The sequence below is a fragment of the Pseudomonas sp. FBCC-B1667 genome (genome assembly GCF_059133255.1).
Map to the genome: position 1 here is coordinate 796,442 of NZ_CP101437.1, position 21,568 is coordinate 818,009.

Sequence of the window (21,568 nt, forward strand, 5' to 3'; positions counted from 1 at the left end):
TGGTCCCATCGCGAGCAAGCCCCCACAAATCTCAATCTTCGCCAGTGTCTTTGATCAAATGCGCCGCCAACGTCCGCAACGGGCCCAGTTGCCGACAGATTAACGCCAACTGCGTCTGCACCAACCGCTGCCCTTCATCGATTTCATCCGGCATCTGCTCAAGCGAATTGGCGAGTGCCTCTTCCTCATCACTTTGAATCGCCACCGGCGTTTTGCTCGCCAGGCCTTGGGCGATCTCATCGATGCTCGCTGCCAGGCTTACGCCGGCACCCTCAATCAACTGCTCGCGAACATCCGCCGGGAGCGCCGTTTCACGGTGCGCCCCCAGCCCCGACAAATAGCTGAGCAGCGTGTGTGACAACACCAGAAAACGAAACCCGACATCCGCTTCTTTTCGGAAGTGCCCAGGCTCCATGAGCATGTTGGCCAGTGTCGTCGACAACGCTGCATCGGCGTTGTGCGCGTTGCGTCGAGCCAGGCGATACGCCAGATCGTCACTTTTGCCGGCGGCGTATTGCTGCATGATCTGGCGCAGGTAAATGCTGTTGCAGGTCAGGGTGTTGGCCAGCACTTTGTTCAGGCGTCGGCCTTGCCAGTCCGGCAGGAACAGGAACACCGCCAGCCCGGCGATCAGGCTGCCAAGCAAAGTATCGAGCAGTCGCGGCAGGAACAGCCCGTAACCGTCGCCGACCTGGTTGAAGCAGAACAGCACCATCAAGGTGATGGCGGCGGTGGCCAAGGTGTAGCGGGTGGTGCGGTTGATAAAGAACACCACGCCGGCGGCGATTGCGAAGCACGACTGGATCAAGGGATTGGGGAACAGATCGAACAGCGCCCAAGCCAGGGTCAGGCCGATCGCCGTACCGATGATCCGCTGACCGAGTTTGCGCCGAGTCGCGCCGTAGTTCGGCTGGCACACGAACAGCGTGGTGAGGATGATCCAGTAACCTTGCGATGGGTGAATCAAATGCACCATGCCATAGCCAATGCTCAGCGCCAGGGGCAAACGCAGTGCATGGCGGAACAGCAGCGACGTCGGCGTGAGTTGGGTGCGCAAGCGCATCCAGACATCTTTGAGGCTGCGCGGCGAACGGTCGAGCAGGCTACTGTCGGTGGCATCGGCCAGGGCGTCCGGGTTGCTGGCATCACTGAGCAAGCGGTCGAGCGTCGAGAGGTTGGCCGTGAGTGCCCGCAGCGAGCGCAACAGGCCGCGCCAGGCCGGGTTGCTCTGGATACGCAGGTGTTCGATGGAGGCATTCAGGTCGCCAAGGGCTTCGGCGAAGCTCGCGTCGTAGACGAACGGCTGACGCATCTGGATCGACTCGGCCAGTGCGCGGCAGGCCTTGCCTTGCTGACGCAGCAGGCGCTGACAGCGGAACAGCACGTCGCTGTGGAAAAACGCCTCCGCCAGTGCGTTGTAGGGGTAATGCGACGAACTGGCGCGCTCGTGGATGTCCTGGGCGAGGAAGTACAGCTTCAGGTAGCGGCTGACTTTCGAGCCCGGCCGCCCGTTGCCGACCCGGTGCAAAATGATTTCCTTGGCGGCGTTCAGTGCCGCCACCACACGTCCATTCTGCTGGGCCAGTTCCAGGCGCCGTGCTTCCACGTCCATCTGCCGGATCGGCTCGAACAGCGACGATTTCAGCTTCAGGTAGAAACCCAACTCGCGGAACAACCGCGCCAGGCTCTGCTGCACCGGCTGGTTGGAAAACATCGCCTGCCACAGCACCGACAGCAAACCGTACCAGGCTGCACCGGCCACCAGCAGCACCGGCTCATGCCAGAAATCCGTGACGGCACCGCCGCGCTGATCCACGCCAATCATGGTGTAGACCGACAGAATCAGCGTCGCCGAGGCAATGGCGCCATAGCGTTCGCCGAGGGCGCCCAGCATGGTCAGGCCGAAACTGGCCAGGGCCAGGGCGATGATGAAAATGTAGGGGTAGGGGAACAACAGTTCGACGGAGAAGGCGGCGACGCTGAAGCACACCAGTGTCACGGCGAGCGCGTTGAGGCGACCCTGCCAACTGTCGTCGGTTTCGGCCAGGGCGCTGGCGATGATTCCCAGGAACAACGGGATCAGCAGGCCCATTTCATCCTGATACCAGCAGACCGCCATGCTGCCGGTCAGGGCGATGAACACTCGCACGCTGTAGCTGAATTTATCCAGCGCCCAGAGGCGACGCAGAGACTGACTGAGAGGAGTCGATGACATGAAGTGCGATGGCCTTCCGAGGCAATGACGCTAAATTGAGCCAGTAATGACGCCGACGCAATGGCGTCGATCACATCTGACAGCAAAATCTGTTCCTTGATATCACACATGGTCAATGTGGGAGCCCAATCACAATTTATTGGCAGACCGAAAAACCTGTGGGAGCGAGCTTGCTCGCGATGAGGTCAGTACATTCAACATCTATGTCGACTGTCAGACCGCTATCGCGAGCAAGCTCGCTCCCACATCGGTTTAGTGTTTGTCAGGCGTATTGCGCGGCGGCGTAGCCTGAGGCCCACGCCCACTGGAAGTTGAAACCGCCCAGATGTCCGGTGACGTCGAGCACTTCGCCGATAAAGTACAGGCCAGGGCTTTTCAGCGATTCCATGGTCTTGGACGACACTTCGTGGGTGTCGACGCCGCCCAGGGTCACTTCCGCCGTGCGATAGCCTTCGGTACCGGCCGGCACCACTTTCCAGTTCGCCAGTTTTTCGGCGATGTCGGCGATTTCCGCGTGGGTGTATTGCTTCATCGGTTTGGACACGAACCAGTTGTCCGCCAGCAGGTTGGCCATCTTCTTGGTGAAGATTTCCCCCAGCAGGGTTTTCAACTCGGTGTTCGGACGTTCAGCCTGCTGCTGTTGCAGCCATTCGTGCGCGTCGTGGTCCGGCATCAGGTTGATCTCGACCGTGTCGCCGGATTCCCAGAACGAAGAAATCTGCAAAATCGCCGGGCCGCTGAGGCCTCGGTGAGTGAACAGGATGTTCTCGCGGAAACTCTGCTCGTTGCAGCTCACCAGGCAGTCCACCGACGTGCCGGACAGTTCGGTGCAAAGCGCTTTCAACTGGTCGGTGATGGTGAATGGCACGAGGCCGGCGCGGGTTGGCAGCAGTTCATGACCGAACTGCCTGGCAACCTGGTAGCCGAAACCGGTGGCGCCTAAGGTCGGAATCGAAAGACCGCCCGTGGCGATCACCAAAGACTCGCAGGTGATCTGGCCCATTGTGGTGTCCAGCAGGTAACCGCTCTCGAGTTTTTCAATGGTCTGGATCGAGGTGTCCAGGTGCAAGCTCACGCCGACTTGATCGCACTCATTGAGCAGCATCTCGAGGATGTCGCTGGATTTGTTATCGCAGAACAGCTGGCCGAGCTTCTTTTCGTGGTACGGCACGCCGTGTTTGGCGACCATGCCGATGAAATCCCACTGGGTGTAGCGCGCCAGTGCGGATTTGCAGAAGTGTTCATTCTGCGAGAGGAAATTGCCAGGTTCGGTATACATGTTGGTGAAATTGCAGCGGCCACCGCCCGACATCAGGATTTTCTTGCCAGCCTTGTTCGCATGGTCGAGCAACATCACCTTGCGCCCACGCCCGGCGGCGGTCAGCGCACACATCAACCCTGCGGCGCCAGCGCCAATGATCACGACTTCGGTAGAGCGCAAAACAGTGTCCTCTTGATGTGTCACCACAAAACAAACTGTGGGAGCCGGGCTTGCCCGCGATGAGGCCCGCACATTCAACATCATTGTTGACTGTTAGTCCGCCATCGCGGGCAAGCCCGGCTCCCACAGGGGAAGTGCGTTGTTCTTACAGGATGCGAACGCGCAGCGAACGGCCCTTGATCTTGCCGTCGTTCAGGCGCTGCAAGGCTTGCTTGGCAATCCCGCGCTCTACGGCCACGTACGCCTGGAAATCGAAAATCGCGATTTTGCCGACCTGGGCGCCCGGAATACCGGCATCGCCGGTCAGTGCGCCCAGAATGTCGCCCGGACGAACCTTGTCTTTACGGCCAGCGCCGATGCACAGCGTGCTCATGGCCGGCAGCAACGGAGCACCGCCCTGTGACGTGAGGTTGTCCACCTGGTCCCAGTTCAACGGCGCCTTCTGCAGTTGCTCGATGGCTTGGGCGCGGTGTGCTTCGGACGGCGCAACCAGGCTGATCGCAATGCCTTTCTCGCCAGCGCGGCCGGTACGGCCGACACGGTGAATATGGATTTCCGAGTCACGGGCCAGCTCGACGTTGATCACCATGTCCAGCGCATCGATGTCCAGGCCGCGAGCGGCGACGTCGGTGGCGACCAGTACCGAGGTACTGCGGTTGGAGAACATGGCCAACACCTGGTCGCGATCACGCTGTTCCAGATCGCCATGCAGGCCGACGGCCGAGATACCTTTGGACGTCAGGTGATCGACGGTTTCCTGAACCTGCTGCTTGGTGAAGCAGAACGCCACGCAGGACGCTGGGCGGAAGTGACCAAGCACCTTGGTCACCGCGCTCATGCGGTCATCCGGGGAGATTTCGTAGAAACGCTGCTCGATCTGCGTGTCGTCATGGAACGCCTCGGCCTTGACGATCTGAGGGTTGCGCATGAACTTCGCGGCGAGTTGCTTGATGCCCGTCGGGTACGTGGCCGAGAACAGCAGGGTCTGGCGACGTTCCGGGGTCTGGGCAATGATTTCTTCGATGGAATCGTAGAAACCCATGTCGAGCATGCGGTCAGCTTCGTCGAGGATCAGCGTGTTCAGGCCGTGGAGCACCAGCGAACCTTTGCGCAGGTGCTGCTGGATACGGCCCGGGGTGCCGACGATGATGTGCGCGCCGTGCTCCAGCGAGCCGATCTGCGGGCCGAACGACACGCCGCCGCACAAGGTCAGGATCTTGATGTTGTCTTCGGCGCGTGCCAGACGACGCAGTTCCTTGGCGACCTGATCCGCGAGTTCGCGCGTCGGGCAGATGACCAGCGCCTGGCAACCGAAGAAGCGCGGATTGATCGGGTTCAGCAAGCCGATACCGAAGGCGGCGGTCTTGCCGCTGCCGGTCTTGGCCTGGGCGATCAGGTCCATCCCCTTGAGGATCACCGGCAAGCTTTGCGCCTGGATCGGCGTCATCTCGGCATAACCCAAAGAGTCGAGGTTAGCCAGCATGGCGGCGGACAGCGGCAAAGTATTAAAAGCGGTGGCGATGGTGGTCACGGGACTGGCCTGCAAAACAAAATGTCGCGCAGTGTATCAGTCCCGGGGCCATTCGCCCTAAGGCTCGATGTGTTCTTCCGGACGTTTGACGCGCCGTCCGTCTTCCTTTGAGAGCTGGGAAAAGATCGTGGCCGCCAGCATGGCCATGATTCCGACCGTGACAAACGTCAGCTGGAACGCGCCCAACACCGTCTCCACACCATCGTTTCCGATCTCGGCGGTAAAGCCGCCGAGCAGCGCGCCGGCGCACGCTACGCCCAGGCTCAGGGATAATTGCGCGACCACCGACAGCAGGCTGTTGCCGCTGCTGGCGCTGGCATCGTCGAGGTCGATCAGGGTGACGGTGTTCATCGCGGTAAATTGCAGCGAGTTGATCGCCCCGAGAATCGCCAGCAGGCACAGCAGCAGCCAGTACGGCGTCTGCTCGCTGACCAGGCCCATGCTCGCAAGCATGATGCCCAGCGCCAGGGTGTTGCCGGTCAACACGATCCGATAGCCCAACCGTTCGATTAGCGGCCGCGCGACCCACTTGGCGATCATCGCCGCCGCCGCCAGCGGCAGCATGCTCATCCCCGCCTGCGACGGCGAATAGCCCAGCGCCACTTGCAGCAGCAACGGCACGAGAAAGGGCAGGGCGCCGCTGCCGAGCCGGGCGAACAGGTTGCCGAGGATGCCCACGGCGAAGGTCCGGGTCTTGAACAGTGAAGGCGCGAACAGCGGGTTTTCAGTATGCCCGGCGCGCAACCAGTACGCCGCGAGGCAGGCCAAACCGGCGAACAGCAGCAGCATCACGCGCAGGTGGGGCAGGTGCAGTTCGCCCAAGCCCTCCATGGCGACGGTGATCAAAATCATCGCCGCGCCGAACAGTACAAATCCCAGGCCATCGAAACGGGTGCGCTCGGTGCCGCGCAGGTCCGGGATGAATTTCCACACGGCGTAGCAGCCGACCAGCCCGACGGGCAGGTTGATCAGGAAGATCCAGTGCCAGGTCAGGTATTCGACCATCCAGCCGCCCATGGTCGGGCCGATCAAGGGGCCGAGCAATCCGGGAATGGTGATGAAGCCCATGATCCGCACCAGTTCCGAGCGAGGGTAGGCGCGCAGCACCACCAGCCTCCCCACCGGCAGCATCAACGCGCCGCCCAGGCCCTGAATCACCCGGGCGCCGATCAGCATGCTCAAGGTGCTCGACAAGGCGCAGAGCAATGAGCCGAGGCTGAACAGCAGAATCGCGCCGAAGAAGATTTTCTTGGTGCCGAAACGGTCGGCGATCCAGCCGGAGGCGGGGATCAGCAAGGCGACCGTGAGCATGTAGGCGATGATCACGCCCTGCATGCGCAACGGATCTTCCGCCAGGTCCCGGGCCATGGCCGGCAGGGCAGTATTGAGAATGGTGCCGTCGAGGGATTGCATGAAGAAGGCAATGGCGACGACCCATGGCACCCAGCGGGCGGTGACAGCGTCGAGAGGCGGGCGGTTGGGCATGGGACCTCTTGCGGGTTGGAGTTGTTAATGCAAGATCATTACAAGCCACAATCCCTGTGGGGGTGGGCTTGCCGGCGAAGGCGGTGTGTCAGTCAGCGTCGATGCTGTTGCTGATGGCCTCTTCGCAGGCAAGCCCGCTCCCACAGGGGTTTTGTGTTTACAGGGTCAAGGTCAGTCGGCTGATCAGCGCACCCGGTAACAATGCCGACGCCGTTGCCCGCTGGCTGTAGGTGCTCGCCGACAGCAACAACTCCCGCTCCTCGGTCAGCGCCTCCAGGTGCGAACCCAGCAAGCTGTAGGCGCTGTCATCAAAACGCATGGTGCTCACCGGTGCCTGAATCTCGCCGTTCTCGACCCAGAACGTCGCAAATCGGGTCATCCCGGTCATGCGTGCCCCCGGTTGGTCGGAGTAGTTCAAGTACCAGAGATTGCTGATGTACAACCCCGTGCCCAATTGCTTGAGGATCTCTGCTTCAGGCAACGTCCCGGCCGCCATGTTCAATGCACTCGGCATTTCACCGCCGCCCGCTCCATTGGCGGTCAAGCCGTACTCGGCCGCGCTGCGTGAGCTGACCATTTGCGCGCCGGCCTTGCCTTCGACGATCAAGCCCAGATCACTGCGGGGATAACCTTCGCCGGAGAATGCCGGGCTCAAGGAGCCACTGACTTTTTCATCAATGGACACCTGTGGGCTGAATGCACTGTCCCCTGCGTAAAGCTTTTGCAGCGGGCTGGTTTTGCTGGCAATCGACTGCGCTGAAAATCCACCCCAGCCGAGCATGCCCATGATTTCCTCCAGGGCTGCCGGTGCGAGGTAGGCGCGGTACTGACCCGGTGCCAGCGTGCGCAAGGGCCGCCCAAGAAACGTTAATTGCTCGCGCGCCACAGCGAAGCGCTTGGCAAACCCTTCGCTGCTCCAGTGATGTCCGGCGTAGCTGGCTTTCACCGCTTGGCCATTGTCGTGGAACAGGCTGAAGTCGAAGTTGAAACTGTTGGCCTGATGCCAGCCAAATGCACCCGACGAGCTGGCGAAACCGCGACTGATCGGGCCCGCCGCGTAGAAACCCACCAGGTCGAGCCCTTCGGCCGCCTGAGTGATTTCGGCCACCACTTGCTCGGTGTCCGGCAGCGGATGTTCTTGCACGTTCTTGCTCTGCCAGCGGTTGTGGTTGAGCAGCAGGTACGGGTCCGGCGGCAGCAACGGCAGGGTGTCGCGCAACTGTTGCAGGCCTTCGGCCAGACGCTGCTGGTCCACTTGCGGGTCGCCGGCCAGCGTGATGTCGAGGTCGGCATGCCGGCCATCGTTGATCAGCTTGAAACCGATGCTCGCTTGCTGCACCTGACCGGCCTGCCGCACCTTGGCGTGGTTGAAACGCACGAAGGCCGATGACTCGCTGGCGTAGCTGAGGGTGAATTGTTCTGGCTCGCGAATCGCCTCGCGCAGCCAGTTGACCAAGGCCTTGAACGCATCGGCCTGATTGTTCGACGTACTCATCAGGCGTCTCCCCCAAACACATCCACGTTGCTGAACACACAGGCCGGCGACGCGTGGCCGACGCGGATCACCTGGTTCGGTTCACCCTTGCCGCAGTTCGGTGTGCCCAGGACCTTGACGGTATTGGCGTCGCCGACGGCGCTGAGGCTTTTCCAGAACTGCGCGGAAATCGCCCGGTAGTTGGGGTTTTTTACCACGCCTTTGAGCTCGCCGTTTTCGATCAACTGCGCCCATTCGCAGCCGAACTGGAACTTGTTGCGTGCATCATCGATGGACCACGAACGGTTAGTCGACATCATGATCCCGTGTTCGATGTTGCCGATCAGTTGTTCCAGCGGTTGATCGCCGGGTTCTATGTTGAGGTTGGCCATGCGGTCGATCGGTGGACGGTTCCAGCCACAGGCGCGACTGTTGGCGACACCGTTCATGCCAGCGCGGAATTGCGACAGCGCGCCGCCCAATGGCCGCAGCAGCACACCTTCCTTGATCAGGAATTGTTTGCTCGCGGCGGTGCCGTCGTCGTCGTGGCCGTAGCTGGCGAGCTGTTCGGGGATGTCCGGGTCGAACGTTACGTTGAGCAGCTTCGAGCCGTATTGCAGCTGACCAAAGTCTTCTGCCTTGACGAAACTGGTGCCGGCGTAATTGCGCTCATCGCCCAGGATGCGGTCCAGTTCCAGCGGGTGACCGATGGATTCGTGGATCTGCAACATCATCTGGTCGGGCATCAGCAGCAGGTCGCGCGGGCCTTGCGGGGTGTTCGGCGCGAGCAGCAGTTGCAGCGCCTGATCGGCCACTTGCGGGCCGGCGCCGATCAGGCCGCAACGACTGATCACATCCGCGCCGCCCTGTTGGCCGAAGTTCTCGCGGCCGAGGCTGCGGGTCTGGCTGTCATTGCCGTCGTAGGCCGTGACGTCGAGGCCCGGGTAGACGAAACGCTGGGCCTGGCGCAGTTCTGCACCGGCGCTGTTGAGGTAGATCTGCTCGACGCGGGTGATGCCGATGCTGACCTGCCAGTTCACCAACCGCTCGTCCTTGGGCACGGACGCGGATTCGGCGCCGAGCAGTTGGTAGCAATCGCTCAGAGACGGGAAGGGCTGGTCGAGGTTCGGCGAAAAATAGTCGGCGCGGTCGCTGGAGACTTCTTGGTCGCGCAGGTCGAGCAGCGCATGGGGCTTGAGTCGGCGGGCTTGTTGCTCGGCGCGGTCCAGCGCCGCTTGCAGGCCCTGTTGCGACAGGTCATTAGTCGCGGCGTAAGCTTCGACGCCGTTGACGCGCGCGGTCAGCATCGCGCCTTCATCACGGCTGAGGCGGGGAGGTTCGGCGACGTTCTTGCGCACCGACAAGTATTGGCCGGACTCGCGCACATAACGCAGCGAAAAGAATTCAGCGCCCGTGCGCAAGGCAGCGAAGCGCTGCTTGAGCTGGGGGTGGAAATCGAACATTCGGGAACCTCCTTGGTATGGAGTGGCGGTGTTGCGGTGTTGCGAGGGGGGTGAAACGTTTGCGTGGCGCTAGATTAGGCCTGCGCGGGGGGTAGGATCAAGCTTGGATCGGTGTAGGAAAACATTACCGGGAGAGGTGTGGTGTTATGAAGGGCCCCTTCGCGAGCAAGCCCGCTCCCACATTTGATCGTGTCGTTAACTGGCGACTCGGTCAAAACGTGGGAGCGGGCTTGCTCGCGAAGGCAGCACCGCGGTGAAACTGCCTTACTGCGCGGTCAGGCTCACTTCCCGCAACGGCTTGCCACGCACCGGTGCATCACCGGCCACGAAGTAGGCAGCCTTGCTGCGCGGCAATGGCTGGCGGCCACGGATCTTGTCGGCGATTTTCTCGGCGATCATGATCGTCGGCGCGTTCAGGTTGCCGGTGGTGATGATCGGCATGATCGAGGCATCGACCACACGCAGACCTTGCATGCCGTGTACACGGCCTTCGCCATCAACCACGGCCATGTCGTCGGTGCCCATCTTGCACGAGCAGGACGGGTGGAACGCGGTTTCGGCATGTTCACGGATGAACTTGTCGAGCTGTTCATCGGTTTGCACGTCGATGCCCGGGCTGATTTCGCGGCCACGGAAAGCGTCCAGCGCAGGCTGCTGCATGATTTCGCGGGTCAGGCGGATGCCGTCGCGGAATTCCTGCCAGTCCTGCTCGGTGGCCATGTAGTTGAAGAGGATGCTCGGGTGTTGGCGCGGGTCTTTCGACTTCGCTTGAATACGGCCACGGCTCGGCGAACGCATGGAGCCCATGTGCGCCTGGAAGCCGTGCTCTTTCACGCCGTTGCTGCCGTTGTAGTTAATCGCGACCGGCAGAAAGTGATACTGGATGTTCGGCCAATCGAATTCCGGACGGGTACGGATGAAACCGCCGGCTTCGAACTGGTTGCTGGCGCCGATACCGGTGCCGTTGAACAGCCACTCGGCACCGATGGCCGGCTGGTTGTACCAGAGCAGCGACGGGTACAGCGAAACCGGTTGGGTGCAGGCGTATTGCAGGTACAGCTCAAGGTGATCCTGCAGGTTTTCGCCGACGCCTGGCAGGTCATGGACCACCGGGATGTCGAGCTTGTTCAGCAGGTCAGCCGGGCCGACGCCGGAGCGTTGCAGAATCTGCGGCGAAGCGATGGCGCCGGAGCACAGCAGCACTTCTTTGCGGGCGCGGACTTCAACGCGCTCTTCAGCGGCGCCGATCAGGTAACGCACGCCGACTGCACGCTTGCCTTCGAACAGGATTTTGTCGGTCAGGGCGTGGGTGACGATGGTCAGGGTCGAACGCTTCTTGGCAACGTCGAGGTAACCGCGAGCGGTGCTGGCGCGACGGCCGTTCGGCGTCACGGTACGGTCCATCGGGCCGAAACCTTCCTGCTGGTAACCGTTGAGGTCTTCGGTGCGCGGGTAACCGGCTTGCACGCCGGCTTCAACCATGGCGTGGAACAGTGGGTTGTTGCCGGCTTTCGGCGTGGTCACGCTGACCGGACCTTCGCCGCCGTGGTAATCGTTTGGACCGATGTCTCGGGTTTCGGCTTTGCGGAAATACGGCAGGCAGTTCAGGTAATCCCAGTCTTCCAGGCCTGGCAACTTGGCCCAGTTGTCGTAGTCCATTGCGTTGCCGCGGATGTAGCACATGCCGTTGATCAGCGAAGAACCACCGAGGCCCTTGCCGCGACCGCATTCCATCCGGCGACCGTCCATGTGTGGTTCTGGATCGGTTTCGTACGCCCAGTTGTAGCGACGGCCTTGCAGCGGGAACGCCAGGGCAGCCGGCATTTGTGTGCGGAAGTCGAAACGGTAGTCCGGGCCGCCCGCTTCGAGCAGCAGGACGGTGACGCCTTCGTCTTCAGTCAGACGGGTCGCCAAGGTGTTACCGGCCGAGCCGGCACCGATGATGATGTAATCGAATTCTTGGGACATTGAATGCACCCTCTTTGAATGTTGGTCAGGTCAGGCGAGTGCTTCGCACTCGATCGCAGGCAAGGCAGCTCCCACAGGTACAGCGCTAACCTGTGGGAGCGTGGCCTGCCCGCGAGGACGGACTCGCCGGCAATACAAGACTCGGGGCTTAGAACACCGAGGCGTAATCGCCCAGCTCGACCTGTACCGATTTGATGCGGGTGAAGTTGTTCAGCGAGCTGATACCGTTCTCACGGCCCACACCCGACTGCTTGTAGCCACCCACCGGCATCTTCGCGTCGGACTCGCCCCAGGCGTTGATCCAGCAGATACCGGCTTCCAGTTGATGAATCACGCGGTGAGCGCGGTTCAGGTCTTTGGTGACGACACCCGCCGCCAAACCGAACTCGGTGTCGTTGGCGCGACGGATCACTTCTTCTTCGGTTTCGTAAGTCAGGATGGCCATGACCGGGCCGAAGATTTCTTCGCGCACGATGGTCATCTCGTCGGTGCAATCGGTGAACACGGTCGGGGCCACGAAGGCGCCTTTGGCGAATTCGCCGTCAGTCAGACGACCGCCGCCGCACAGCACACGAGCGCCTTCCTCTTTGCCTTTGGCGATGTAGCCCAGCACGCTTTCCATGTGGGCGAAGCTGACCAGCGGGCCGAAGTTGGTGTTCTCGTCTTCCGGGTTGCCGACGCGAATGCGTGCAACGCGTTCAACGATCTTGGCTTCGAAAGCGGCTTTCAGGTGGCTCGGCACGAATACACGAGTGCCGTTGGTGCAGACCTGACCGGAACTGTAGAAGTTGGCCATCATTGCAGTGTCGGCGGCGCGATCGAGGTCGGCGTCGTCGAAAATGATCAGCGGGGATTTGCCGCCCAGTTCCATGGTCACGTCTTTCAGCGACGAAGCAGAAGCACTGGCCATGACCTTCTTGCCGGTGTCGGTGCCGCCGGTGAAGGAGATTTTTTCGATGCGCGGGTGCTCGGTCAACCAGGTGCCAACTTCACGGCCGCTGCCGGTCAGTACGTTGAACACGCCGGCTGGCAAGCCTGCTTCGGTGTAGATCTCGGCCAGTTTCAGGGTGGTCAGTGAGGTGACTTCACTTGGCTTGAAGATCATCGCGTTACCGGCTGCCAGGGCCGGTGCGGATTTCCACAGGGCGATCTGGATCGGGTAGTTCCACGCGCCGATACCGGCGACGACGCCCAACGGCTCGCGACGGGTGTAGACGAAAGAAGTGGTGCGCAGCGGAATCTGCTCGCCTTCGATAGCCGGCACCAGGCCTGCGTAGTACTCCAGCACGTCAGCGCCGGTGACGATGTCGACGTATTTGGTTTCGGAGAACGACTTGCCGGTGTCCAGGGTTTCCAGGGCGGCCAGTTCATCGTTGCGCTCGCGCAGGATGTCGACAGCGCGACGCAGGATGCGCGAACGCTCCATGGCGGTCATCGCGGCCCAGATTTTCTGGCCCTTTTCGGCGCTGACCACCGCGCGCTCAACGTCGTCCTTTGTTGCACGTTGTACTGTTGCGAGGACTTCACCGTTAGCCGGGTTGATGGCTTCGAAAGTGGCGTCGCTGCTGGCGTCACTGTAGCCGCCATCGATGTAGAGTTTTTGCAGTTCGAAACGGGCCATAAAGTCCTCGCAAGTGCATAAGTGGTTGGCGTTGACCACTGGGCGTGCCGTGTTGCGCTGGCACGCTGGTCAGTGGCGGTTCGGGGGTTGAGCGTTTTGTGTGTGCTCTAACTCACCCGCTTGGCCAGTTGGAAATCCATGTATTCGTACGCGATCCGGTGCGCCTGCTCGGTGTCGAAAGCATCTCCCGACAGCGCGCCGCGCAACCACAAACCGTCAATCAACGCTGCCAGGCCACGGGCTGCACTGCGCGCATCATCGAGCGGCAATACGCGGCGGAACTGGCAACACAGGTTGGAATACAGACGGTGATCGTTGATCCGCTGCAACCTGTGCAAAGACGGGTGGTGCATGCTGGTGGCCCAGAAGGCCAGCCAGGTTTTCATTGCCGGGCCATTGACCTGGCTGGCGTCGAAGTTGCCTTCGATGATCACCTGCAGATGCGCCCGCGGGCTTTCATCTGTCAGCGCCTGACGGCGTGCGGTGACGTTCTCGCTGAGGACACTCATCAGGTACTGCGCCGTGGCAGCGATCAGGCCGTTCTTGTCCTGAAAGTAATGACTGATGATGCCATTCGAGACACCGGCCAAACGGGCGATCAGCGCAATGCTGGCGTCCCCCATGCCGACCTGGTCGACGGCCAGCAAGGTGGCTTCGATCAGTTGCTGGCGGCGGATGGGTTGCATACCGACCTTGGGCATCTTGCACATCTCCTTAGGCCTTCCGGTGGACGTCAAACGGCTACCGGGTTGAAGGCCAGTCTATTTTGTTTTGATTGAACGTTCAATCAACAAAGAATAAGATCTGCGACAAATCGTCGCTGCCTGCTGATTTTTCCTACGTGCAGTGGCGGAAAAAACGACTTCCGAAACGGCTCGAAACCTACGCGCTCTGGCGCTTCCGGGGTTTCGGGCTTTTTTCGGGGTGTCTTTATATCACCCACCGGTCGGCAGCCCACTAACCGATTGGTCGGGTAACGCGTTGCCTTGTGTTCTTCTCTCGCACTGCCTGGAGCATCTGTGCCATGAGTTCTGCCTCTCTTATAAAGACCCCACCCGATAAGGTGACGGTCAACGGTTGGGTGTTCTACACCTCTACCGCGCTGATCCTGTTATTGACCGCCATTCTGATCATCGCCCCGCAAGAGGCCGGCAGAGTGCTCGGTATTGCCCAGGCCTGGTTGTCCCGCAGCTTCGGCTGGTACTACATGGTGGTGATCGCCGCGTACCTGGTGTTCGTGGTCGGCCTGGCGTTTTCGTCGTACGGCAAACTGAAACTGGGCAGCAAGGACGACACCCCGGACTTCAGCTACGGCGCGTGGGCGGGGATGCTGTTCTCGTCGGGTATCGGCATTTCGCTCCTGTACTTCGGTGCCTCCGAGCCGCTGGACCATTACTTCAACCCGCCCGAAGGCGTGGCCGCGAGCAACATGGCCGCCCGTCAGGCTGTGCAACTGACATTCCTGCATTGGGGCCTGCATGGCTGGGCGATCTACGCCTTGGTCGGCCTGGCCGTGGCTTACTTTGCCTACCGTCATAACCAGCCGTTGGCGTTGCGTTCGGCGCTGTACCCGCTGGTGGGCGAGCGTTGGGTCAAAGGCGCGGCCGGTCATGCGGTGGACGGCTTCGGCATGTTCGTGACCCTGCTGGGGCTGGTGACGAACCTGGGGATTGGTTCGCTGCAAGTGTCGTCCGGGTTGGAAAACCTGTTCGGCATGGAGCACAGCAACACCAACCTGCTGATCGTGATCATCGTGATGAGCACCGTGGCGACCATCGCTGCTGTGTCCGGTGTGGAAAACGGTATCCGCCGTCTGTCCAACCTGAACATCGTGCTGTTCAGCGGTTTGCTGATTTTCGTCCTGTTGTTCGGCCCGACCCTGCACCTGCTCAACGGCTTCGTGCAGAACATCGGTGACTACCTGAACGGCGTGGTCCTGAAGACCTTCGACCTGTATGTGTACGAAGGCGACAGTGAAAAGTCCGACCGCTGGTTGGGCCTGTGGACCCTGTTCTACTGGGCCTGGTGGATTTCCTGGGCGCCATTCGTGGGCATGTTCATCGCGCGTATTTCCCGTGGTCGCACGGTGCGTGAGCTGGTGGCCGGCGTGCTGCTGATCCCGTTGGGTTTCACCTTGGCGTGGCTGTCGATCTTCGGTAACTCGGCCCTGGACCTGGTGATGAACCATGGGGCGGTGGAGCTCGGGAAGACGGCGCTTGAACAGCCGTCCATGGCGATCTATCAGTTGCTTGAGCATTACCCGGCGTCGAAGGTTGTGATCGGCGTGTCGATCTTTGTCGGCTTCGTGCTGTTCCTGACCCCGGCGGATTCCGGTGCGGTGATGATGGCCAACCTTTCGTGCAAGGGCGGTAACGTCGACGAAGACGCGCCGCACTGGCTGCGGATTTTCTGGTCGGCAGTGATCACCCTGGTGACTATCGGTCTGCTGTTCGCCGGTAACTTCGAAGCCATGCAAACCATGGTGGTGCTGGCTGGCCTGCCGTTCTCGGTAGTGCTGGTGTTCTTCATGTTTGGCTTGCACAAGGCCATGCGCCAGGACGTGCAGATCGAACAGGAGCAAGCGGAATTGGCGGCGCGCGGTCGTCGTGGTTTCAGCGAGCGTTTGACGCAACTGGACTTGCAGCCGAATCAGTCGATTGTCCAGCGTTTCATGGACAAGCAAGTCAGCCCGGCGCTGGAAGATGCGGCGGTGCAATTGCGTGGTCAGGGTCTGGATGTGCAGACGTTGCTGGGCAAGTCGAAACGCTGCATGGGCGTGCGGATCGAGATGGAAGAGGGCAACCCTTTTGTCTACGAAGTGAGCCTGGACGGCTATCTGGCAGGGGCGAGTGACACGGCGTCGGCTGAAAGTGCTGATGAACCACGCGCACGCTACTACCGCGCCGAGGTGTACCTGCACAACGGCAGTCAGGATTACGACTTGATGGGCTTCACCCAGGATCAGATCACCCGTGACGTGCTCGATCAGTTTGAAAGCCATCGCCAACTCCTTGGCCGTGTCTATAGCTAAACCTTGAGGTGATGCGGTGCAGTGAATGCACCGCAGCTCCATTGTGGCGAGGGGTCCGTGTTTACAGCCAAATATCCGCAGTAACAAAAACGCCGCGATCCTCTCGCGGCGTTTTCGTGTCTGCTGCCTTACCCCAGATTCTTGCCGAGCAGTGCGTGATACAGCTCGCTGTCGCCTAGAATCCCGACCACTTTATTGTTGTCATGCAATACCAGTTTGTTGCCTGTCTGATAGCGGATCTGCAGCGCATCGCGCATGCCGATATTCGAATCCACCAGCGTCGGCCGACGCCCCAGACCTTCCACCGCTTGTCCTGGAATCCAGTTCTGCAAGTCCAGGCTCGCGCCGTTCTGGCGGGCGCCCTTGATGGTGTTGCCTTCGGCCAGGTCCAGCCACGAATCGCCGCCCGGATCCAGGCAGACAGAACCGTTGATGCGCTTGCAGTTGTCCAGCGAGCGCATGAGGCTGCGGCCGCACAACACGTTCAGCGGGTTGGTGTGCGCGACGAACGTGCGCACGTAGTCGTCCGCCGGGTTCAGCACGATCTCTTCGGGCTTGCTGTATTGAATGATCCGGCCGTCTTTCATGATCGCAATACGGCTACCGAGCTTCAGGGCTTCATCGAGGTCGTGGCTCACGAACACGATGGTCTTGCTCAGCTTGCGTTGCAGTTCCAACAGTTCGTCTTGCAGGCCCTGGCGGATCAGCGGGTCGAGGGCCGAGAACGGTTCGTCCATCAGCAGAATGTCGGCGTCCATCGCCAGGGCGCGGGCCAGGCCCACACGTTGCTGCATACCACCGGACAGCTCGTTGGGTTTCTTGTTGCGCCATTGAGTCAGGCCCACCAGCTCCAGCTTGTCGTCCACCAAGGTGCGCCGTTCCTTCTCAGGACGACCCTGCATCTCCAGGCCGAAACTGATGTTTTCGCGAACGGTCAACCAAGGCATCAGGGCGAACTTCTGAAACACCATCGCAATGCGCTTGGTGCGCATCATTTTCAGTTCTGCCGGGGTGCAGGAGGCGATGTCGATCTGCTTGCCTTCGTGCTCGACGAACAACTTGCCGCGACTGACGGTGTTGAGGCCGTTGATGCAGCGCAGCAGGCTGGACTTACCGGAACCGGACAGGCCCATCAGTACGCAGATTTCACCTTTTTCGACGTCCAGGCTGGCCTTTTCCACACCAACGATCTGCCCGGTCTTTTTCAGGATTTCGTTACGGGTCATGCCTTGATCCAGCAGCTTGAGTGCCTCGCGTGGATCTTTTGAGAAGATTACGTCGACGTTGTCGAAGCGAATAATGCTCATGCGTCACCCCCTACTTTGGCGTCGGGTTGTTTGCAGATACGGTCGAGCATGATCGCCAGCAATACGATCGCCAGGCCCGCTTCGAAGCCCAGGGCGATATCAGCAGTGTTCAGTGCGTTGACCACGGGTTTGCCCAGGCCGTCGGCGCCTACCAGTGCCGCGATCACCACCATCGACAGCGACAGCATGATGCACTGGGTAATGCCGGCCGCGATGCTTGGCATGGCGTGGGGCAATTCAATCCGTGAGAGCAGTTGACGTCGCGAGCAGCCAAAGGCCTTGCCAGCGTCCATCAATTCTTCCGGAACATCGCGAATGCCCAGGTAAGTCAGCCGGATAGGCGCGGCAATCGCGAACACTACCGTCGAGATCAAGCCCGGGACCACACCCAGACCGAAGAGGGTCAGGGTAGGAATGAGGTACACGAAGGTCGGTACGGTCTGCATCAGATCGAGCACCGGACGCATGAGTGTGTAGAACATCGGTTTATGCGCGGCGACGATGCCCAACGGCACGCCGATGACCACGCAGACCAGGGTGGCGAACAGCACCTGGGCGAGGGTTTCCATGGTTTCCTGCCAGTACCCCAGGTTGAGGATCAGCAGGAAGGAGGCGATGACGAAGACCGTCAGTCCCCACTTGCGTTGAATGAAGTGTGCCAGTAGCGCGATGAGGCCGATCAATGCCAGCGGGTTGAACCAGGTCAGCGCAAAAGTCACGCCGTGGATCATCGTTTCCAGTGTCACTGCGATTGCGTCGAAGGTGCTGGCGCCGTGTTGCGTCAACCATTCAACGAAGCCCGCGATGTACTGGCCTAAAGGGATTTTCTGATCAATCAGCATGGTAGTGAACGTCCGCATGCAAGGAAATAAACAGCCCGGGCGAGCTAGCTCGCCCGGCGTAAGCGATTACTGCGCGAGCTTGGCTTTCACGGCCTCCAGGCCTGGTTTACCGTCAATGGTGGTCACGCCAGCGAGCCAGGTATCGAGGACCTGTGGATTCTTTTTGAGCCAGGCCTTGGCGGCCGCGTCAGGCTTCATCTTGTCGTCCAGGATGTTGCCCATCAGAGAGCTTTCCATGTCGACGGTGAATTCCAGGTTTTTCAGCAGTTGGCCGACGTTGCTGCATTCCTGGGTGTAACCCTTGCGGGTGTTGGTTGCCACGGTGGCGGCGCCGAAGTCGGGGCCGAAGAAGTCGTCACCACCGGTGAGGTATTGGATCTTGAAGCGCTTGTTCATCGGGTGCGGCGCCCAGCCGAGGAAGACCACGGCGGTGTCGCGCTTCTGCGCGCGATCGACCTGCGACAACATGCCGGCTTCGCTGGACTCGACCACTTTGAAACCAGCGTCTTTGAGGCCGAAGGCGTTCTTGTCGATCATACTCTGGATCAGGCGGTTACCGTCGTTTCCAGGTTCGATGCCGTAGATCTTGCCGTCGAGCTCTTTCTTGAATTTGGCGATGTCAGCGAAGTCATGCAGCCCTTTGTCGTACAGCGCTTGTGGCACGGCGAGGGTGTACTTGGCGCCGGTCAGGTTGGTGCGCACCACGTCGACGGTGCCGGCATCACGGTAAGCCTTGATGTCGTTTTCCATGGTCGGCATCCAGTTCCCCAGGAACACGTCCATGTTCTTGCCGTCGGCCAGGGACTTGTAAGTCACCGGCACGGAAATCATCGTGGTTTTGGTCTTGTAGCCGAGAGCGTCGAGCACGACGCTGGTGGTAGCGGTTGTCGCGGTAATGTCGGTCCAGCCGACATCGGAGAAGTTTACGGTACTGCACTGAGCGGGTTCTGCAGCTTGAGCCAGTAACGGCAGACTCAGCATGGCGGCCAACAACAACGACGGGGAACCTTTCATGGATGGACTCCTTGGTGTTTTTTTTGGCAGTGTTCCGACTGGACCACCGCACTTATAGGTTGCGGTTGGATGGCGTTTTGGAGACAGCTCTACCACGGCGCCTTGCAATCGAGTCGATACGATCATGTACCAGTGAAAATCTGACGCCTACAGGGGGCGTCGTATCCAGTACAGGGATGGTCGCATCCAGTGTCGGTGACGTCGTTTACAGCTTTTTTCAGCCCTCTTTCCCCCTCTGCTCCGCTAAAAAACGGCGAAAACATTGCGTCACCGCCCTGCGGCGTTAGTGGGCATGAGTGCGTCGGTGTGAGACGTCGAACGACATGACAAAAGCTTGATGATGCGGCCATCTCGGCGGATTGCAGCTTGAGCGTAGCAGCTCCGCCACTGGGCGCCTTTGCGTCTGGAGTCGGCACATCCAGGAGTTCGGCAGTAATGGCTATCAGCGTTTTCGACCTGTTCAAAATCGGCATCGGCCCTTCCAGTTCGCACACCGTGGGGCCTATGCGGGCCGCCGCGCTGTTTGTCGAGTCGCTACGGGACAAGCATCTACTGGAGCAAGTGCGACGCGTCGAAGTTCAACTTTATGGCTCGCTGTCGGCGACCGGCATCGGTCACGGCAGCGACAATGCAGTGATCATGGGCCTGATGGGCGAGTGGCCCGACGCGATCGATCCGTCGCAAATCGGCATCCGCATCGAAACCCTGCGCGAAACTCACACGTTGCTGCTCGACGGTCGCTTGTCGGTGCCTTTTGTCTGGGCCCGCGACATGCGCCTGATCGATGAAAACCTGCCGTTCCACCCCAATGCCATGACCCTGATCGTCGAAGGCGATCACGGTGAAATACATCGCGACACCTACTATTCCGTCGGCGGTGGTTTTGTCGTGGATGAGGCCCAGGCGTCCAGCGGCGTGCTCGATCTGGACCGCACCGAGTTGCCGTACGATTTCTCCAGCGCCGTCGAACTGCTGAGCCTGTGCCAGACGCACAACCTGCGCGTGGCTGAATTAATGATGGCCAACGAGAAAGTCTGGCGCAGCGAAGAGGAAATCCGCGCCGGCCTGATGAAGTTGTGGCGTGCCATGCAGGATTGCGTCGATCAGGGACTCAAGCACGAAGGCATCCTGCCCGGCGGTTTGAATGTGCGCCGTCGCGCGGCGAAGTTGCACCGCAGCCTGCAGGAGCTGGGCAAGCCGAACGTGATCGGCTCGACCTTGAGCGCCATGGAGTGGGTCAACCTGTTCGCCCTGGCGGTCAACGAAGAGAACGCCGCCGGTGGGCGCATGGTCACGGCGCCGACCAACGGCGCGGCGGGGATCATTCCCGCGGTGTTGCACTACTTTATGAAGTTCAGCGAAGCAGTGACGGACGCCAACGTGGTCGACTATTTCCTCAGTGCCGCGGCGGTGGGAATTCTGTGCAAAAAGAACGCCTCGATCTCCGGCGCCGAGGTCGGATGCCAAGGCGAGGTCGGTTCGGCCTGCGCGATGGCGGCAGCGGGGCTGGCGGAGATTCTCGGTGCGACACCGGAGCAGTTGTGTAATGCGGCGGAAATCGGCCTTGAACATAACCTTGGTCTGACGTGCGATCCGGTGGGCGGGCTGGTGCAAGTGCCGTGCATTGAGCGCAATGCGATTGCGGCGGTGAAGGCGATCAACGCGGCGCAGATGGCGCTGCGTGGGGATGGTCAGCACTTTATCTCGCTGGATCGGGTGATTCGGACCATGCGTGATACCGGTGCAGACATGCATGACAAATACAAAGAGACATCGCGCGGTGGCTTGGCGGTCAGCGCGGTGGAGTGCTGACACCGATTCGACCCTGTCGCGGGCTTGCCCGCGATAGCGCCAGAGCAGTCAAAACTGCGCGCTAAGTGAACACCGGAATCAAAACGCGCCACGTTTTGGCGCGTCGCTTACAGATAAGTGACTCACCCATGGCCAGGGATCCAAAATGGCCATTACCGCCTGTCACCTGTGCTTGCGGTGACACTCTCCCTCAGGTCGCTGTAGCCCTGTTCCCACAAGTGCTACCGATTTGCTCAAGCCCAACGGGGCAGAGCGCTTCCCGCCGATAATGGCACTTATAACCCCCACTCTGCGCACGGCTTATATAGACACGCCGCGACGTCGTTTTCAGGAGTTATTGAATGCCCATTCAACTTTAGGCATG

14 protein-coding genes are annotated in these 21,568 nt (G+C 60.6%); 2 read left to right on the forward strand and 12 right to left on the reverse strand.

The genetic code is table 11. The features are described from left to right. Nucleotides 1-31: 31 nt before the first annotated feature. From yccS to betI, 9 genes are all read right to left on the reverse strand, one after another. On the reverse strand, nt 32-2,215 hold the full coding sequence (gene yccS, locus NL116_RS03515) for a YccS family putative transporter (protein WP_494376032.1): 2,184 nt from the start codon (nt 2,213-2,215) through the stop codon (nt 32-34). 262 nt (nt 2,216-2,477) lie between these two features. After that, on the reverse strand, nt 2,478-3,656 hold the full coding sequence (locus NL116_RS03520) for a BaiN/RdsA family NAD(P)/FAD-dependent oxidoreductase (protein ID WP_494376033.1): 1,179 nt from the start codon (nt 3,654-3,656) through the stop codon (nt 2,478-2,480). Nucleotides 3,657-3,801: 145 nt separating this feature from the next. Next, complete coding sequence (gene dbpA, locus NL116_RS03525) at nt 3,802-5,187, reverse strand: ATP-dependent RNA helicase DbpA (protein WP_494376034.1); 1,386 nt, start codon at nt 5,185-5,187, stop codon at nt 3,802-3,804. A gap of 57 nt (nt 5,188-5,244) precedes the next feature. Further along, on the reverse strand, nt 5,245-6,672 hold the full coding sequence (mdtD, locus tag NL116_RS03530) for a multidrug transporter subunit MdtD (RefSeq protein ID WP_494376035.1): 1,428 nt from the start codon (nt 6,670-6,672) through the stop codon (nt 5,245-5,247). A 157-nt stretch (nt 6,673-6,829) separates the two neighbouring features. After that, nucleotides 6,830-8,167, reverse strand: coding sequence for a TldD/PmbA family protein (locus NL116_RS03535; RefSeq protein ID WP_494376036.1), 1,338 nt, complete (start codon nt 8,165-8,167; stop codon nt 6,830-6,832). Further along, nucleotides 8,167-9,609 (reverse strand): TldD/PmbA family protein, encoded by a 1,443-nt coding sequence (locus NL116_RS03540; RefSeq protein WP_494376037.1) that lies wholly within the window; start codon nt 9,607-9,609, stop codon nt 8,167-8,169. Before NL116_RS03540 ends, NL116_RS03535 begins: the two co-directional genes overlap by 1 nt. Nucleotides 9,610-9,873: 264 nt before the next feature. After that, on the reverse strand, nt 9,874-11,577 hold the full coding sequence (gene betA, locus NL116_RS03545; protein ID WP_494376038.1) for a choline dehydrogenase: 1,704 nt from the start codon (nt 11,575-11,577) through the stop codon (nt 9,874-9,876). 148 nt (nt 11,578-11,725) lie between these two features. Next, a complete protein-coding gene (gene betB, locus NL116_RS03550) occupies nt 11,726-13,198 on the reverse strand; it encodes a betaine-aldehyde dehydrogenase (RefSeq protein WP_494376039.1) in 1,473 nt (490 codons plus the stop codon). Nucleotides 13,199-13,305: 107 nt separating this feature from the next. Then, the gene (gene betI / locus NL116_RS03555) at nt 13,306-13,899 is read right to left on the reverse strand and encodes a transcriptional regulator BetI (RefSeq protein ID WP_483843166.1); all 594 of its coding nucleotides are present in this window, start codon (nt 13,897-13,899) and stop codon (nt 13,306-13,308) included. A 380-nt stretch (nt 13,900-14,279) separates the two neighbouring features. On the opposite strand from betI, the gene NL116_RS03560 reads away from it, so the two are divergent. Further along, nucleotides 14,280-16,229 carry a BCCT family transporter gene (locus NL116_RS03560; protein WP_494377997.1) on the forward strand — a complete coding sequence of 650 codons (1,950 nt, stop codon included), beginning with the start codon at nt 14,280-14,282 and terminating at the stop codon, nt 16,227-16,229. Between the two features lie 128 nt (nt 16,230-16,357). Here the strand turns inward: NL116_RS03560 and choV are convergent, their stop codons facing one another. The 3 genes from choV to NL116_RS03575 form a co-directional block, all read right to left on the reverse strand. Further along, entirely contained in the window at nt 16,358-17,536 is a 1,179-nt protein-coding gene (choV, locus tag NL116_RS03565) for a choline ABC transporter ATP-binding protein (protein WP_494376040.1), read from the reverse strand. Next, nucleotides 17,533-18,378 carry a choline ABC transporter permease subunit gene (gene choW, locus NL116_RS03570; RefSeq protein WP_140671217.1) on the reverse strand — a complete coding sequence of 282 codons (846 nt, stop codon included), beginning with the start codon at nt 18,376-18,378 and terminating at the stop codon, nt 17,533-17,535. Before choW ends, choV begins: the two co-directional genes overlap by 4 nt. A gap of 66 nt (nt 18,379-18,444) precedes the next feature. Then, nucleotides 18,445-19,392: a choline ABC transporter substrate-binding protein gene (locus NL116_RS03575; protein WP_494376041.1), complete on the reverse strand. Its 948-nt coding sequence runs from the start codon at nt 19,390-19,392 to the stop codon at nt 18,445-18,447. Between the two features lie 435 nt (nt 19,393-19,827). Here NL116_RS03575 and NL116_RS03580 point away from each other — a divergent pair, with 435 nt between their 5' ends. Beyond that, nucleotides 19,828-21,204 (forward strand): L-serine ammonia-lyase, encoded by a 1,377-nt coding sequence (locus NL116_RS03580; RefSeq protein WP_494376042.1) that lies wholly within the window; start codon nt 19,828-19,830, stop codon nt 21,202-21,204. Nucleotides 21,205-21,568: the final 364 nt, after the last annotated feature.

Coding starts and splice junctions, on each gene's coding strand:
- yccS (WP_494376032.1), bottom strand. CDS start 2,215: ATGTCATCGACTCCTCTCAGTCAGTCTCTGCGTCGCCTCTGGGCGCTG.
- mdtD (WP_494376035.1), bottom strand. CDS start 6,672: ATGCCCAACCGCCCGCCTCTCGACGCTGTCACCGCCCGCTGGGTGCCA.
- NL116_RS03535 (WP_494376036.1), bottom strand. CDS start 8,167: ATGAGTACGTCGAACAATCAGGCCGATGCGTTCAAGGCCTTGGTCAAC.
- NL116_RS03540 (WP_494376037.1), bottom strand. CDS start 9,609: ATGTTCGATTTCCACCCCCAGCTCAAGCAGCGCTTCGCTGCCTTGCGC.
- betA (WP_494376038.1), bottom strand. CDS start 11,577: ATGTCCCAAGAATTCGATTACATCATCATCGGTGCCGGCTCGGCCGGT.
- betB (WP_494376039.1), bottom strand. CDS start 13,198: ATGGCCCGTTTCGAACTGCAAAAACTCTACATCGATGGCGGCTACAGT.
- betI (WP_483843166.1), bottom strand. CDS start 13,899: ATGCCCAAGGTCGGTATGCAACCCATCCGCCGCCAGCAACTGATCGAA.
- choV (WP_494376040.1), bottom strand. CDS start 17,536: ATGAGCATTATTCGCTTCGACAACGTCGACGTAATCTTCTCAAAAGAT.
- choW (WP_140671217.1), bottom strand. CDS start 18,378: ATGCTGATTGATCAGAAAATCCCTTTAGGCCAGTACATCGCGGGCTTC.
- NL116_RS03575 (WP_494376041.1), bottom strand. CDS start 19,392: ATGAAAGGTTCCCCGTCGTTGTTGTTGGCCGCCATGCTGAGTCTGCCG.
- NL116_RS03580 (WP_494376042.1), top strand. CDS start 19,828: ATGGCTATCAGCGTTTTCGACCTGTTCAAAATCGGCATCGGCCCTTCC.